This is a genomic window from Fundicoccus ignavus, assembly GCF_009659375.1.
Taxonomy (GTDB): Bacteria; Bacillota; Bacilli; order Lactobacillales; family Aerococcaceae; genus Fundicoccus; species Fundicoccus ignavus.
The window spans coordinates 71,631-88,004 of sequence record NZ_WJQT01000012.1; the positions used below are offsets into that span (position 1 = coordinate 71,631).

The window sequence follows — 16,374 nt, forward strand, 5'->3', positions numbered from 1 at the left end:
TTCTTCGCTTTGTTTCTTGAAGGAGAATCGATATGAAACGAAGCAAGCGCTCAGTCAACTATTCAAAATGGGGATATATATTCATCATCCCATTCTTTATTACCTATTTTATTTTTTCATTAATTCCACTTTTGGATACAATAAGGTTTAGCTTTTTTGAGTATTTTAGATCAGGAATGCGTATAATAGGTCCAAATTTCATTGGCCTAGCGAACTACAAAGCTTTATTGGATTCAGATATGTTACGCTATGCAGGCAATACGATGGTATTATGGTCTTTAGGTTTTATTCCCCAAATTACCGTAGCGATGTTATTAGCTGTATGGTTTACAGATAAACGGACAAAAATGACAGGTTTACAATTTTTTAAAGTCGTCATGTATTTACCTAATTTAATCATGGCGTCAGCTTTTGCAATGATGTTTTTTGCTTTATTTTCAACGAATGGTCCTGTAAACTCAATACTTTTGGACTTGGGTTGGATAAAAGAGAAGATTGATTTTCTAGGGACCCCTTTTGGAACAAGAGCTATGATAGGGTTTATGAATTTTCTCATGTGGTTTGGTAATACTGCTATACTGTTAATGGCAGCTATACTTGGTATTAATGAGGAAATATTCGAATCTGCAGAAATAGATGGATGTTCACCATTTCAAAAGTTTACGCTCATTACATTGCCTTTAATTCGCCCTATTCTGACTTATACTTTAATCACATCCATAATCGGTGGATTACAAATGTTTGATGTTCCCCAAATTCTGACGAATGGGCAAGGATCTCCTAATCGTACATCCATGACTTTAATCATGTTTCTTAACAGTCATTTAAAGAGCCGGAACTATGGAATGGCAGGAGCTTTGTCTGTCTACTTATTTATTGTAAGTGGCATTCTATGTTATTTTGTGTACAAAATGCTAGAAGAAAAAGATCCAACGGGTATGATGCGTGAAAAAGCAAAAAAGAACAAAAAAAAGGACGTGACACTAAATGAAAAGTAAACGATTACTGTACATTGTAGCCAAATATATAGTGTTAATATTCTTATCTATTTTGTGCTTGTTTTCCTTTTATATTCTGATTATCAATTCAACTCGCTCTCATTCAGAATTGCAAAAAGGATTTTCCGCTTTACCAGGGAGTCATTTTATGGAAAACTTGCGCAAGGTTGCGACGGACGGTACCTTTCCGATGTTTAGAGGAATTGCCAACAGTGTTTGGGTCTCAACAGCGGTCGCTGTTTTGTGTACATACTTCTCAGCATTAACCGCGTACGGAATTTATCGCTATGATTTCAAAATGAAAAAATGGGCATTTACGTTTATTATGGCTATTTTAGTGATGCCAACTCAAGTAACAGCAATGGGATTTTTGCGTCTCATCACAAATTTAAACTTAGATGATACGCTATGGCCCTTGATTATTCCATCGATAGCTTCACCGGCTGTTTTTTACTTTATGTTTAGTTATTTAAAAGCGACCTTATCATTATCAATTGTTGAAGCTGCAAGGATTGATGGTTGTGGAGAATTTGCAATTTTTAATAGAATCGTCTTGCCGATTATGAAGCCAGCTATGGCGGTCCAGGCCATTTTTGTATTTGTGGGTGCGTGGAATAATTACTTTATCCCGGCATTAATTATTAATTCTAAAGATAAAATGACTGTTCCAGTTTTAATTGCAACACTTCGCGGTGCTGATTTTATGAACTTTGATATGGCTAAAGTTTATATGATGATAGTGGTGGCTATTATTCCTATTGTAATCGTTTACCTACTGTTGTCTAAATATATTATTGCAGGTGTGACATTAGGAAGTGTGAAAGAATAACCTATTACTGATAGGATGAAGAGTGCATCCTATTAATAAATCGTACAAGATAAAGAAGAAAATCTGGCAGTATAAATAGAAACTATCTCAAATAAAATTGAAACGTTATCCATATAACTAGATTGAGTAAAGAGAAGCAATTCAGTCGTTGGTTGAGTGAAGGCGAATGAAACATAGGTTATCATCGGTCGATTTATCAAGACTTTAAGTAGCTGATATGAAGAAGTGACGATTGACTGTGACCTTGCTTATATAAGTATTTTTTCGGCTCATTTCATCCATTCAGTTATTCAACCATTACTCTTTTTCAGATTGATGCTATTATATAAATAAATAAGCTAATCAGATTAAAGTTTTAAAAGAGGTGTATAATAGTGGGACCGTTTAATGATAAATGGATAATTGAACCAGATTTTTCTGAACAAGGTATATTTCACCGCAAGTTATCAGAAGAATATTTATTTTATAAAGCAGTTGCTGAAGGTAACCTAAGCGTGATTGAAAAGAACTTAAAACAAAATAAATTTATTGAATCAAAAGGTGTCGGTAAACTTTCAAACAATCCGATTGTTAACATTAAATATCATTTTGTCGTTACTACCGCAATGATTACAAGATTTTGCAGCAGTGCTGGTATGGAAATTGAAAGAGCTTTTCGCTTAAGTGATTACTATATACAAAAGATGGATCAATTACAAACCTTTGAAGAGGTCCATCGACTTCATGAAACAATGGTGTGGGATTTTACGGATAAAATGCGGATGATTAAAAAAAATGATAAAGCTAGTAAGCATGTGACTGAATGTAAAAATTATATTTATGCACACATTCAAGAACGAATTTTTGTGGAGGATATTGCGAAGGAATTAAGACTCAATTCAAGTTATTTGTCACGACTGTTTAAATCTGAGATGGGCCAGCCAATCAGTAACTATATCAATCAACAAAAAATAAAATTATCCATGAATTTATTGAGGTACTCAGATGAATCGATTTTGGATATAGCTAATAAATTTTCATATTCATCACAAAGTCATTTTATTAAACATTTTAAAGATTACGTCGGAATGACACCTAAGGTTTTTAGAGATCAACATTATATGACATTAGATATGGTAAACATCGAATGATTTACAGATAGATTTTACCTTGATGAGTGGAGGAGAGACATGACAAATTCAGCGAATGTTAATGAGTTGGTACAACTTATTAACATAAAGGATGGGATTCTTGGTGAAAGAAAGAGTCGGCCAAAGATGAAAGAACTTTTAAGAGAAGCAGCAGGAGAAAGTATAGTTCTCTTAGAAAATGATGGTGTGTTGCCAATAAAACCTCAAAGTAAGGTAGCGGTTTTTGGAAGAACACAATTAGATTATTTTTTTGTAGGCTATGGTTCAGGTGGAGAGGTAAATCCTCCCGAAGTAGTTAATGTAATCGACGGACTTAAGAATAAATCAGTTCAATTATATGAACCCTTAGCTGAAGTTTACGAAGAATACGCGAATAATCATAAGGTTAAAGATGAAATATGGGGTCAATGGCCGCGTTACTTTGAAGAAATGTCTGTAGATGATTCATTAATGATTCAAGCTGCTGAGCAAACGGATGTCGCGATTGTAGTAATCGGAAGAGCAGCAGGTGAAGACAGGGAGAATATCTTAGAGGCTGGAAGTTATTATTTAACTGAAAAAGAGACAGCGCTCATCGAACAGGTTACGAAACATTTTGAAAAAGTCGTCTTGATCATAAATAGTGGGAATGTAATGGATCTTACGTGGACTGAACACTATAATTTCTCAGCAATTCTGTTCGCTTGGCAGGGGGGAATGGAAAGTGGAAATGCACTGGCTGATCTATTAGTTGGGGATGTCAATCCTTCAGGGAAATTACCAGATACTATAGCCCGTCATTATAAAGATTATCCAAGTTCTGATCACTTTGGACAGGAAGATTTTGTTGAATATGTGGAAGATATATTTGTTGGCTATCGTTACTTTGAGACTTTTCATCCAGAAAAAGTTCTCTATCCATTTGGATACGGACTGAGCTATTCGAAGTTTTCGCTAGATTCAAAATGTATTATCGAAGGCACAAAAATTAACATTACCACCAATGTCACTAATGTAGGAAAAGTTGCTGGTAAGCAAACAGTTCAAGTGTATTATCATCCTCCACAAGGTCGACTAGGTAAATCACGTCGAAATTTAATTCGATTTGCTAAAACTCAATTGCTTAAACCCAATGAGAGCCAAGAAGTTGAACTTACTTTTAACTTGAAAGAATTAGCCTCTTATGATGACACGGGTGTAACTGGACACCCATTCAGTTATCTATTAGAAGCAGGTGATTACGAGTTCCTTGTTGGAGATTGTGTCACTCACCTAAAAAAGGTAGGGACATATTCTTTAAAAGAGCTAACTGTTATCGAAGAACTGAGTCAAATTTCAGCACCTAATGAAAATTTTAAACGATTAGTTGCGGAAACCATTGATGGAAAGTTAGTTAAGAGGTATCAACCAGTCACTCGCCAGCAGATTCCTGTGAAAGTGAGAATTGATGAGCAATTAGAATCATTTCCTGAATTGGATGGCAGTCAATATTTTCTAAATACCGAACAATCAATGCAAGCGATTATAAATTCTTTATCAACAATTGAATTAGATGCTCTCACACGTGGTGAAGGTAGGATGAATAGTTCTTTTGGACCAAAAGGTAATGCAGGAATGTTTGGTGGAACGATTGAATCTTTAAGGGATAAAGGAATTCCACCCATTATTACAACGGATGGTCCAGCAGGAATTCGTCTCAATTATTATGCCTCCTTATTACCCTGTGGGACAGCATTAGCAAGCACCTGGAATTTGAATTTGATTCATCGAATTGGGAAAGAGTTTGGAAAAGAATTGCATGAACTGGGTTCTGACATTATTCTCGCACCAGGGATTAATATTCATCGTAATCCCTTAGGAGGACGAAACTTCGAGTACTTCTCTGAAGATCCTTATTTAACAGGCAAAATGGCAGCGAGTTATGTTAAAGGTGTTCAAACCGAAAAAGTATCAGCTTGTCCCAAACATTTTGCATGTAATAATCAAGAAACCAATCGAAATTATAATGATTCTAGGGTATCAGAAAGAGCTTTAAGAGAAATTTACCTAAAAGCTTTTGAAATATGCATAAAAGAAGCTCAGCCTCATGCGATTATGGCAGCTTATAATAAAATTAATGGAATATGGGCCCATTACCATTATGACTTAATGACCGAAATATTGAGAAATGAATGGGGCTTTCAAGGGTGTGTTATGACAGATTGGTGGATGCGTATGTCGCCTGATCCAAACTATGAATACCTTGAAAATAATGCCTATCGAATCAGAGCCCAAGTGGATATCTTGATGCCAGGGGGGCATTCATTCGAAGTAAAAGAATCGGATGATTCTCTCATTCAGTCCTTAAATCATCCTGAAGGTATCCACTTGAAAGAGGTTCAACGTTCTGCACTCAATATACTCAGATTAATTCAAAAGCTTAAAGGCTAAACTATCTGACCACCAACAGATAATCAGTGTCATTACCGTGTGGAGATTCGATTAAACCTGAGCAAAAGAAGTATTAGAAAGTCATTCAGGTAAGAATACGTATAGGCTCTCTAAGAAAGATAGATATTGAGACGGTTTTCGAGCCTAAAAAACGAAATTTTGATGTACGTAGCGTTCGTGTCAGAGGATAGGTCGGTGTGATACATGACATCGGTTTGCTTTTAATGAGGATGAAATTAACAAATTTGAGTGGGACATTTTGATAACGTATCATTCAGAATAAATGATATAGAAAGATTATTCAAAAAAAGAACCATCACAGTCGTCATGATAAATTGACTGGGAGGGTTCTTTCTTCTGCTTAGCCTTAAGTATCGGTTGAGACTTATTGTCCATCTCTTTGCTGAAGGTTATAAACTATTGTTAATTAACCAATCTCTGTATTTCGCTCAGTTGATGGTTTATCAAGTGATGTTCTTAACTCAATTGGCGCTCTTTATTGCATCGTTCGAAATGAAATGCAAAAGGAGTGTCGGCCTGCTGATCAACACAAATAAAATACTTTGTGTTTCTAATATAATCGTCGTGGACCGTGGGACACGACACCGCCACGGTTTTCTTGTTGAAAGTCATACAAGTTTTGTAAGGGTAAAATATTGCCGGAAGCTCCTCGCGAATTGAGAAGGCTGCTGAAAAAGCATTAAAATATTCTCATAGTGGTGGATTCCACTTAAAATAACTGATTATGTATAGGTTTTGTAGGACATCAACCTATATTTGTTGTTGATTTTAGTGAGCTTTCCCACCTCTCTTTTGAAAAGTGCTACTTTTTCAGTAGCCTCCGAATTGAGCGAGTTACCCAAATGCCCCTAAAAGTCCCTCGCTCCGGAAACGAAGGTCCGGAGCATTAAGACTGCATTAACAGAGAACAGCTCAATGCTTCGTAAAGAAGTAACGAGCACTGCGCGATGATTCCGATCCTAAATTAAAAATTGACAACATTAAACCAGATTGCTATCAACAAAGAAGAAACAGAAAAGTAGAGCTGGCTATCTCTCTGCTTCTCAACCTCGTAATAAGGGAGAGTTTGATTTTTTCACATCAAACAAATTTCCCCAAATAGCAATTAACCGCACATAAAACCCCAGACACTCAACCAGTTGGCTAGGTGTCTGGGGTTCGTATTGTGGCTTAGTTTGTTGTTTCGATTGGGTCAGAAAGTTTAGTTAATTTTAATTGAGTTGTAGTGGCTTCGTTGATTTGTAATAATTCAAATACATAACCTTCCACTTCAAGTGTGGTACCAATGGTGTCTTCACTTGGAATAATTTCGGCTTTATAAGTAAAGTAACCACCGATTGTATCGACTTCGTGACTGTTAATAATTGTTTTAAAGCGTTCGTTGAAGTCGTTGATATTCATCAAACCGTTAATTAACCAAGTGTTCTTATCGATTTGTTGCAACATGTGATCATCTTCATCAACGGTATCGTATTCGTCGTAAATTTCACCTACGATTTCTTCGAAAATATCTTCAAGGGTTACAATCCCCACGGTTTGGCCGTATTCATCTGAAACGATTGCCATATGGTTATTAGCCTGTTGAATTTGGCTAAATAAATCATCAAGTAATAGCGTTTCCGGCACGACAAAAGCATCCAGCGCCAAGTCTCTAATATCGACATCATGATAGTCACCAGCGATGACACTTGCACGTAGATAATCCTTCACTAATAAGATACCTAAAATGTTCTCTTTATCTTCTTCGTAGATAGGAATACGTGAAAAACTTGAAGAGACGATGAGTTCATGTGTTTCTTCGCGGTCTTTATTAATATCAATCATCAAAGCCAGTTTACGTGGCACCATTACTTCGCGCACGTTACGACGGTTTAATTTCAAGACACCTTGCATCATCGAAACTTCATCTGTCTCTAAAGCGCCGTCTGCGCCACCTTTAATCACGATTTCGCGAATGTTTGAGAAGGTTAGTTTTTCATCTTCATCGGAAAAATCAATCGGTAATAGTTTTTGGAAGAAAGACAGAGCCTTTGTTAAAAACCAAACTGCTGGTTTAAAGACAGTGTAGATAAGGTTAATTGAAGAAGCTGCAAACTTGGTATATTTTTCTGGAATAGCTTGTCCGATTGACTTAGGTAACAATTCACCAAAGATTAACGTTAACACAGTGACAAATAGGGCGATGACAATAGCGGCTCCTTTTTCACCAATATAAGGCGAGATGAATTGAGACAATCCACTCGTCGCAAAAGATGAATTCAGTGTGCCGATCAGTGTGATAGCGACTTGAACGACTGCCAGTACACGGTCCTGATTGCGATACAATTGCAAGGAAAGCTTGGCCTTCTTGCTACCAGCTTCGGCTTCTTTTTCTAGTTTGCTCGCATTAGCCGTAATAAAGGCCATTTCGGAACCAGAGAAGAATCCGTTAAGCAAGGTAAAGATGATTAATAATATAATAGGTGTTAACATTTATGTCTCCTTCGATTGATAAAATAAGTTGTAACCCTATTGTACAATCAAACGCCATCTAATGTCCAAAAGTATATCCAAATAAGCCAAAATTTTATCCAAAATACTATACAAAGAGCTTTAGTAAATTTATTTACTAAATTTCTAAGAAGTTGTGATTATTTTGAAGACCTTTTAAAATAGTTTGTTATGATTAAAATAGAAAGCGATTACAGAAAGGAAGTTGGAAATGAAAAAATTGAGTAGAGTACTATTAAGTTCGATGTTAGCCTTAGGAGGCTTATTGTCAAATGCTGCGGTCAGTCAAGTGAATGCGCAAGAAGAATACGATTTAGTTGTCTGGGAAGATGTCAACAAAGGCATTGGGATTGCGGCTGCTGTCGAAAAATTTGAAGCGGAACATGGTGTGAATATTCTAGTCGTTGAAAAAGCCTATGCTCAACAATTAGAAGATTTACGTCTGGATGGTCCAGCTGGTTCAGGTCCTGATGTCTTCACTATGCCAGCTGATCAAATCGGGACAGCGGTGGTAGAAGGCTTAGTTAAAGAAGTCAATGCGGATGACGCAGTGAAAGCAAGTTTTACAGAGGCTTCAATTCAGTCCCAAACAATTGATGGGAAGTTATATGGGCTGCCAAAATCTGTGGAAACGCAAATTCTATTCTACAACAAAGACTTAATTGCAGAGGAAGATCTTCCGGATTCATTAGAAGGCTGGTACGAACTATCTCAGAATAACACGAGTGACGCTTATGCCTTCTTGGCTTTGTTTGACCAACTTTACTACACCATGGGTGTCATTGGGGGATATGGCGGCTACATCTTCAATCAAGATGAAAATGGCAATTACTTACCTGAAGATGTTGGTTTAAACAATGCAGGTGCGGTTGAAGCGGTTGATTATGTATCGAAGTTCTATACTGAGAAATTATTCCCAGATGGCATCATTGGTGAACAAGGCATCAACGTTTTAGAAGCCTTGTTTGTTGAAGGGCGTGTACAAGCAGTTATTTCTGGACCTTGGAATCTAGAACCATTCTCTTCAGCCGGCTTAAACTATGGTGTTAAAGAGTTACCACTGTTACCTAATGGCGAACATATGCAATCAGTAGCAGGCGTTAAGAGTTACAACATTTCAAGTTATACGAAAAATCCAGAATTAGCTGAAGCGTTTTTACTTTTTATTACAAATGAAGAAAACTCATTAGTGCGTTATGAAGAAACATTAGAAGTCCCAGCAGTGTTAGCTTTATCTGAACATCCAACTGTGGTAGAAAACGATGCGGCAGAAGCGATTGCTTTACAATCTGAACATGCTAAATTAGTGCCAGGAATTGTTCAAATGAATGAAGTATGGAATTCAATGGATCCAGCTTTACAAATTGTGATGAACGGTCAAGCAACAGCTCAAGAAGCTTTGGATATTGCAGTTCAACAAATTATTTCAACAAATCAAGCGTTACAGTAATGCTGAAAGATTGGAAGAGGTGGAAGTGAATGAAAGACAAACAAGCACCTATTAGTGCAATGCTTTCCTTAATACCAGGATTAGGGCAACTGTTTAATCGGCAGTATATTAAAGGCTTTGTAATATTTAGTTTATTTACAGCTTTTATGTTAGTCTTCAGCGACTTTTTCCAAGCTGGCATTTGGGGGTTCGTTACTCTGGGAACAGAAGTTCCCAGAGACAACTCCATTTTTTTATTGTCAGAAGGTTTAGTTGCTTTAATTATTATAAGTGTTGGTTTAGTATTCTATAGTCTAAATATTCGTGATGCCTATGTAAATGGTCAACGGTTGAGTCAAGGCAAGCAAGTGAATTCAATTCGAGGAACTTATCATGCTATTTTGAATGAAGGGTATCCTTATTTATTAACAGGACCTGCATTTTTTGTTTTATTATTCTCGGTAGTGTTTCCTATTTTGTTTACGATTTCTTTAGCGTTTACTAACTACGATCTATATCATTCGGCGCCTGCTAACTTAGCAGATTGGGTTGGCTTCGAAACGTTTAAGAAAATATTCTCAGTGGATATTTGGCGTAATACATTCGTTAACGTTTTGGGTTGGACGGTTGTGTGGACATTAGTTGCTTCAACTTTACAAGTATCCGTAGGGATTCTTCTCGCTATTATTGTGAATCAAAAGAAATTGAAGGCGAAGAAGTTCATTCGGACCATCTTTATGTTGCCTTGGGCAGTGCCAGGCTTTGTGACAATCCTGATTTTTGCTGGTCTATTTAACGATTCATTTGGTGCCATTAACAACCAAATTTTAGCGAGTGTCGGGATTGGTCCGATTTCATGGATGACAGATCCCAACTGGACGAGAATTGCCTTGTTGTTAATTCAAACTTGGCTCGGTTTCCCGTATATTTTCTTAGTGACTACCGGAACGTTACAATCCATTCCAGATGAATTATATGAAGCGTCTGTGATGGATGGGGCGAGTGCTTGGCAGAAATTTAAGCAAATCACGTTGCCGATTATATTGTATTCAATGACACCGATTATCATCACGCAATATACGTTTAACTTCAATAATTTCAATATTATTTATCTGTTCAATGGCGGTGGACCAGCAGTCCTAGGTTCGAATGCGGGTGGAACGGATATTCTAGTGTCTTGGATTTATAAACTAACGATGCAGAACAGTCAGTATGCATTAGCGGCGGCCTTAACGATTTTATTATCCGTCTTCGTTATCTTTATCGCCTTATGGCAATTCAGACGTTCAAATTCATTTAAGGAGGTGCAATAATGACATCAACCAAACATCCCACTGGTAGAATAAGACGCATCAATACCTCGCTCTTATTATCTTATCTGGTGATTTCAATTGTGATTGTGATTATTCTGTACCCAATTATGTGGACGATTGGTGCAAGTTTCAACCCAGGTAACAGCTTGATTAGTACCAGTATGATTCCAAGCAAAGCGACACTTGAACACTATCAGGCTTTATTCCAGAACGAAGGATCATTACAGTATTTAAAGTGGTTTAAAAATTCTATTTTTGTATCGGTATCGACGATGATTTTATCAACTTTATCGGTAACATTTACCGCTTATGCCTTTTCAAGATTTCGTTTTACTGGACGTAAGAATGGGTTAATGATGTTTATGTTACTGCAGATGATTCCACAATTTTCGGCATTAATTGCGATTTTTGTCTTGGGTCAAATGTTGGGCTTAATTAACAATCATCTGTTTCTCGTGTTTATTTATGTAGGGGGTCAGATTCCGATGAACACTTACTTAATGAAGGGCTACTTCGACACGATTCCTTTATCGTTGGATGAAAGTGCTAAAATTGACGGCGCTAGCCCAACACGAATTTTACTTAACATTCTCATTCCATTAGCGAAGCCGATGTTATCGGTGGTGGCGATCAATGGCTTTACTGGGCCATTAGGTGATTTTGCTTTATCATCAGTTGTGTTAAGGAATGTTGAAAGTTATACATTGCCTTTAGGGCTATATCAATTAGTAACGAACCCGATGACGGCGAGTTACACAAAATTTGCGGCAGGTTCGATTTTGATTAGTGTGCCTGTTGTCATCATCTTCTTGCTATTCCAAGATAACTTTGTATCTGGATTAACAGCAGGAGGGACGAAAGGATAGAAAGACAAATGAAATTATTACATGGTGGGGACTATTTCCCGGAACAATGGTTGACGCGACCGGAGACCATTGAAGAAGACTTTAAGTATTTCAAGGAGGCAAAGATTAATACCGTTACCGTCGGCATGTTTGCCTGGTCCATATTAGAACCTGAGGAAAATCACTTTGATTTTACTTGGTTGGATCAAGTCTTTGACAAGGCTGAAGAAAATGGGATGAAGGTCATTTTAGGTACACCTTCTGGTGCCCGACCAAATTGGTTGGCGAGTAAATACCCTGATGTGCTAAGAGTCAATGAACGTTTAGAGAAAAATCGTTTTGGTGGACGTCATAATCATTGTTTCACTTCTGTGAATTACCGTGAATGTGTCCGCATTGTTAATGAGAAATTAGCGGAACGATATGGACACCGCGAAAGTTTATTAATGTGGCACTTGTCAAATGAATATTCAGGTGAATGTCATTGTGACCAATGTCAGTCGGCTTTCCGTTTGTGGATGCAAAACAAGTACGGCACCCTTGAAGCAGTCAATCAGGCTTACTGGAATACATTCTGGAGTCATACTTATTCTGACTGGTCGCACATTCATTCGCCAAACCAATTAGGTGAAATGGCAGTCCATGCCTTAAATCTAGATTGGCGACGTTTTGTAACGGATCAAACCATCGATTTTTATCTGCATGAGAGAGCAGCTATTAACAAGTATTCGACAGATATTCCAGTTACGACAAACTTTATGGCGGATACTGAACATCTAATCCCATTCCAAGCACTCGATTATTCTAAATTCAGCAAAATAGTCGACATCGTCACGTGGGACTGTTACCCGGCTTGGCACAATGACTGGGAAACCGAAGCAGATCTGGCCTTGAAAGTCGGCTTTATTAACGACTTATATAGAGGCCTAAAAGAGATGCCATTCCTAATTATGGAATCTTCACCAAGTTTTGTGAACTGGCATGATATTAACCGTCCTAAGCGACCAGGTATGCATAAACTCGCTTCAACACAATTGTTGGCACACGGTTCAGATAGTGTATTATATTTCCAAATGAGGGCTTCTAAAGGGTCTTCTGAGAAATTTCACGGTTCTGTGATTGGACATGTTCCACCTGAACGCAACCGCGTGTATCAAGAAGTTGCGAGTTTGGGTGAAAGAATGTCCCAATTAGATGGTTTAGTCGGTAGTATGAAACAATCAGATATTGCGATTTATTATGATTGGGAAAATGATTGGGCGATCAAGGATATTCAAGGTTTCTCAAAAACAAACTTGAATTACCACCATACACTGCATGATCACTACCGTCCATTCTGGCGTCAGGATGTGAACGTCGATGTCATTACGAAAAATAATGACTTTGATGGTTACAAGCTGTTAGTGATGCCAATGATGTATCTACATTCTCGCGATTTGCTGGCTAAGGTTCAAACTTACGTTGAAGCAGGTGGAACAGTTGTTTATACTTACATGTCGGGTATGGCAAATGAAACAGATCTCGTTTATGACGGCGGAACAATACCAGGCTTAGAGGATATGCTGGGAATTGTGATTAGCGAAACCGATGTCTATTATCCAAGCCAACGTAATCAAGTTAAGTTCCAAGATGCGAGCTATGAGGTACATGATTATGCGACTGTTTTTGAAACAACGTCAGCAGAGACACTTGCGATTTACGGTGCTGATTTCTATCAAGGACAAGCAGCCGTTTCTGTAAATCACTATGGCAAAGGCCAAGCGTATTTCATGGGAGCACGTACGGGTGATGATTTCTTAAGCAAGTTCTATGGAGAGTTGTTAGATCAATTGACAATTGTAGGCAATAGCGTCGCTAAGTCTTCTGACAGTGTTTCAGTCCAAACACGTGAAGATTCAGAAGGAACGCGTTATTACTTCGTGATGAACTTCTCTGACCAAGTACAAACAGCTGAAGTACCTCAAGGTTTAATAGATGTGTCAACTGGTTTACCAGTTGAGGCGACGCTAACTTTACAAGGTTTTGAAGCAATGGTATTAACGAGTAAATAAGCATTTAAATAACAAACGACCTCTTTCTAGTCCAAGTAATATTGGTCGGGAAGAGGTCGTTTGTTTTAATTGTATTCGTACTTCGTTCAGCTTATTGATTTTCCAAGGAAATGGTCGCTTTCAAAGCTTCACGGTTGTGAGGGCTTTTAAAAGCGGAGTGTCGGTGGTTTGGCCGACCGACACGATTTAAAAGGTTGGCTGTTCTAATATAATCGTCGTGATCGGCAGAGAACGACACCGCCTTGTTTCCTTGCAAGAAAAAGTTGGTCGCGTGTGATTTTCGGTTAATCTAGCCGAAAGTTTCTGAGAATCGGCTAGAAAGCGTGCTAATCTAGTCAAAGGTCTTAGAGGATCGGCTAGATTAAGCTTAGTCCAATTATCACAGTGGCTGCCTTCCAACAGTGAATAAAATGGGAGAGCGTCTTTAGGCGTATTTTGTGAAAAAGCATTTATTCATGAAAGCTATCACCTTCTGATAAACGGGAACCGATAAGTACGTTCTTGCTAACTCTGCGGTGGGTGGTTAATTGCTCATAAAGTAAGTTGATGGCGGTCCGGGCAATTTCCGGTATATCAATCGCGAAACTTGTTAAGGTGAGCGAGCAAGGTTGTGCGGTTGCTTTATTATTAATGCTGATGATTTCCATTTGCTCAGGAATTTGGATGTGATGTTGATCGAAAACCTCCAGTACGCCTAAAGCAATTGTATCGGATGCGATAAGAATCGCTTGTGGTAAATCATCATTTATCAAGTTTGCCAGCATGGCATGAGCTAATTTAATTCCAGTTTCGATTGAGAATTTACCGCCAGTATGGATATATCGTTCTTGTAGTAAGTTATAAGAAGCTAGATAATGACGGAAATAACTTTCGCGAATATCACGTGACTCAATGGATAAATCAGGCGAGAAATAAGAGCCGCCGATGAAACCTATTTTTCGGTAGCCTTTATCGAGAAATAAGCGGATAGCTTTCTTCGTGATATATTCTAAATCTGGATTAACGGTATCGAATTTATTCTGGAAGTGCTGAGCCTCAACGAACACACCATGTTCGAAATGAGTTTCGAGCAACTGTAAATCTTTCATACTAAAAGAACCAACAGCGATAAATGCATCATAAGTGCTGAGTATTTCACCATCGAGGCGTCCTTTTCGCATAATGGTGAGTGAGAAGTGGCGATTTTTCGCAAAATAATTCAATTGTTGGTGCATTTCTTGGAAGTATTCGTCTTGTTGTTCGTCATTTTCTGAAATCCAATAGAGAAAAAGTATTTTGTCAAAAGCGAATTGGATCTTTTCTAAGGGGTAACCCAATTTTAGTGCTGTATCAAAAATTATTTGCTTAGACTGCGGTCGAATTGATAGGGTGGCATCATTTTTAAAGAGTCGGGAAATAGTGGCAGGCGAGAAGCCAGATGCTTTAGCAATATCGTTTAACGTTACCATTTTGTCACCTATCCTTAACTAATTAAATGTTAAAATTTTCATATTACAGTATATCACAGTGTAGCGTCTTCAATGAATTTTTTTACAAGGGTTTAATGTAATATCTGTAAAAGAGATGAAACTGATGAATAGAGTTAATTTTTGTAGAATCAAAAAATTTAACAAATTCTCATACTTTATTGATGCGTAGTTTGATATAATTAAGCGCTACTTATTCCGCCGTGACTATGTAGAGATAATTTGAAGGTGGTGGAAAGAATGGATGCGAAAGCCAAAGCGAAGATGTTGGAAATAATCAAGAATAAACAATCAGGTGGGCGCTCAGAACACAAGACAGAGCCGAAAAATGATGCGAAATATATGCGAAAAGGACCAAAGATTTTTAATAAATAATCAGCCACAATACGTACCTCGAGACACTTTCAGTTGGAAGTGTTTTTTTTATGCGTGCTTCGCCCAGCGGATTGTTTATCCAAGGCAGCGGTCGCTTTCGAAGCCTTCGGGCTTTCCAGGCCAATCGGCTAGGCACTGTCTAACTCGAATTGTTCATAATAAGTGAAAACTGCGCCGATTGCCATCTATACCGCTTTGGAAAATAAGACGCTGAGCTACGCTTAGTATTTCAACTATATATATCAGGAAAAAGTGTATAGTAAAAGAAGCTCAACAAATCTTAAAGGCCTCGGGCATTAGACTTGTTAGGGTTAGAAGGTATGTTATTAGCCGTCTTGGCTTTGTGCTTTTGCTTGAATAAAAGCGAAGAGCAAAAGGAGTGTCGGCCAGCTGGCCGACACGATTTAAACGCCTTGTGGTTCTAATATGATCGTCGTGGACGAAAGGGCACGACACCGCCTTTGTTTTCTTACAAGAGAATGAATTAGATACTAGCTTGTTTGTGGTATCATGTTCTAGTTAAAAAAAGTGGAGCACGATAGGGGTGTAATCATGTTCTAGTTTGAGAAAGTGGAGCACGATAGGGGTGTAATCATGTTCCAGTTAGAAAAACTGAAACATGATTGTGTTGAAATCATGTCTCAGTTTGAGAAAGTGGAGCATGATAGGGGTGTAATCATGTCTCAGTTTGAGAAAGTGGAGCACGATAGGGGTGTAATCATGTTCCAGTTAAAAAAAAGTGAAGCACGATAGGGGTGCAATCATGTCTCAGTTTGAGAAAGTGGAGCACGATAGGGTGTAATCATGTCTCAGTTTGAGAAAGTGGAGCACGATTCGAATGTAATCAAGTTCCAGTTAGAAAAAGTAGAGCATGATTCATTTGTAGTCTTATAAAATGGACCCTATAGAATGGACAGTGATTTTTACGGCCTCATAAAAACATAGACAGCGTGGAATAAGATAGATATATTATCTGTACACTAATAAAAAGGCTAGCTTGTTTGAATAGACACAAGCG

General features: G+C 37.9%; 11 protein-coding genes. 9 read left to right on the forward strand and 2 right to left on the reverse strand.

Features of this window, described 5'->3' with window-relative positions; genetic code table 11:
• Positions 1-32 precede the first annotated feature (32 nt).
• From GF867_RS08985 to GF867_RS09000, 4 genes are all read left to right on the forward strand, one after another.
• Positions 33-998 (forward strand): carbohydrate ABC transporter permease, encoded by a 966-nt coding sequence (locus tag GF867_RS08985; protein WP_153832769.1) that lies wholly within the window; start codon positions 33-35, stop codon positions 996-998.
• Positions 988-1,827, forward strand: coding sequence for a carbohydrate ABC transporter permease (locus GF867_RS08990; protein WP_153832770.1), 840 nt, complete (start codon positions 988-990; stop codon positions 1,825-1,827). The genes GF867_RS08985 and GF867_RS08990 overlap by 11 nt, the downstream gene beginning before the upstream one ends.
• Positions 1,828-2,201: 374 nt before the next feature.
• On the forward strand, positions 2,202-2,957 hold the full coding sequence (locus GF867_RS08995) for a helix-turn-helix domain-containing protein (RefSeq protein ID WP_366927804.1): 756 nt from the start codon (positions 2,202-2,204) through the stop codon (positions 2,955-2,957).
• Between the two features lie 39 nt (positions 2,958-2,996).
• A complete protein-coding gene (locus GF867_RS09000; protein WP_153832771.1) occupies positions 2,997-5,366 on the forward strand; it encodes a glycoside hydrolase family 3 protein in 2,370 nt (789 codons plus the stop codon).
• Positions 5,367-6,557: 1,191 nt separating this feature from the next.
• Here the strand turns inward: GF867_RS09000 and GF867_RS09005 are convergent.
• Positions 6,558-7,859, reverse strand: coding sequence for a hemolysin family protein (locus GF867_RS09005; protein WP_153832772.1), 1,302 nt, complete (start codon positions 7,857-7,859; stop codon positions 6,558-6,560).
• A gap of 229 nt (positions 7,860-8,088) precedes the next feature.
• Here GF867_RS09005 and GF867_RS09010 point away from each other — a divergent pair, with 229 nt between their 5' ends.
• Genes GF867_RS09010 through GF867_RS09025 form a run of 4 tightly spaced genes read left to right on the forward strand, consistent with a single transcriptional unit; the run spans position 8,089 to position 13,515 of the window.
• Positions 8,089-9,327: an extracellular solute-binding protein gene (locus GF867_RS09010; RefSeq protein WP_153832773.1), complete on the forward strand. Its 1,239-nt coding sequence runs from the start codon at positions 8,089-8,091 to the stop codon at positions 9,325-9,327.
• Between the two features lie 29 nt (positions 9,328-9,356).
• Positions 9,357-10,619 carry a sugar ABC transporter permease gene (locus GF867_RS09015; protein ID WP_153832774.1) on the forward strand — a complete coding sequence of 421 codons (1,263 nt, stop codon included), beginning with the start codon at positions 9,357-9,359 and terminating at the stop codon, positions 10,617-10,619.
• Positions 10,619-11,485, forward strand: a complete 867-nt coding sequence (locus GF867_RS09020; protein ID WP_153832775.1) for a sugar ABC transporter permease — start codon at positions 10,619-10,621, stop codon at positions 11,483-11,485. The genes GF867_RS09015 and GF867_RS09020 overlap by 1 nt, the downstream gene beginning before the upstream one ends.
• Before the next feature lie 8 nt (positions 11,486-11,493).
• A complete protein-coding gene (locus tag GF867_RS09025; protein WP_153832776.1) occupies positions 11,494-13,515 on the forward strand; it encodes a beta-galactosidase in 2,022 nt (673 codons plus the stop codon).
• A gap of 449 nt (positions 13,516-13,964) precedes the next feature.
• On the opposite strand, the gene GF867_RS09030 is transcribed toward GF867_RS09025, so the two are convergent.
• Positions 13,965-14,963, reverse strand: a complete 999-nt coding sequence (locus tag GF867_RS09030) for a substrate-binding domain-containing protein (RefSeq protein WP_153832777.1) — start codon at positions 14,961-14,963, stop codon at positions 13,965-13,967.
• A 258-nt stretch (positions 14,964-15,221) separates the two neighbouring features.
• On the opposite strand from GF867_RS09030, the gene GF867_RS14250 reads away from it, so the two are divergent.
• Positions 15,222-15,356, forward strand: coding sequence for a hypothetical protein (locus GF867_RS14250; protein ID WP_260394121.1), 135 nt, complete (start codon positions 15,222-15,224; stop codon positions 15,354-15,356).
• Positions 15,357-16,374: the final 1,018 nt, after the last annotated feature.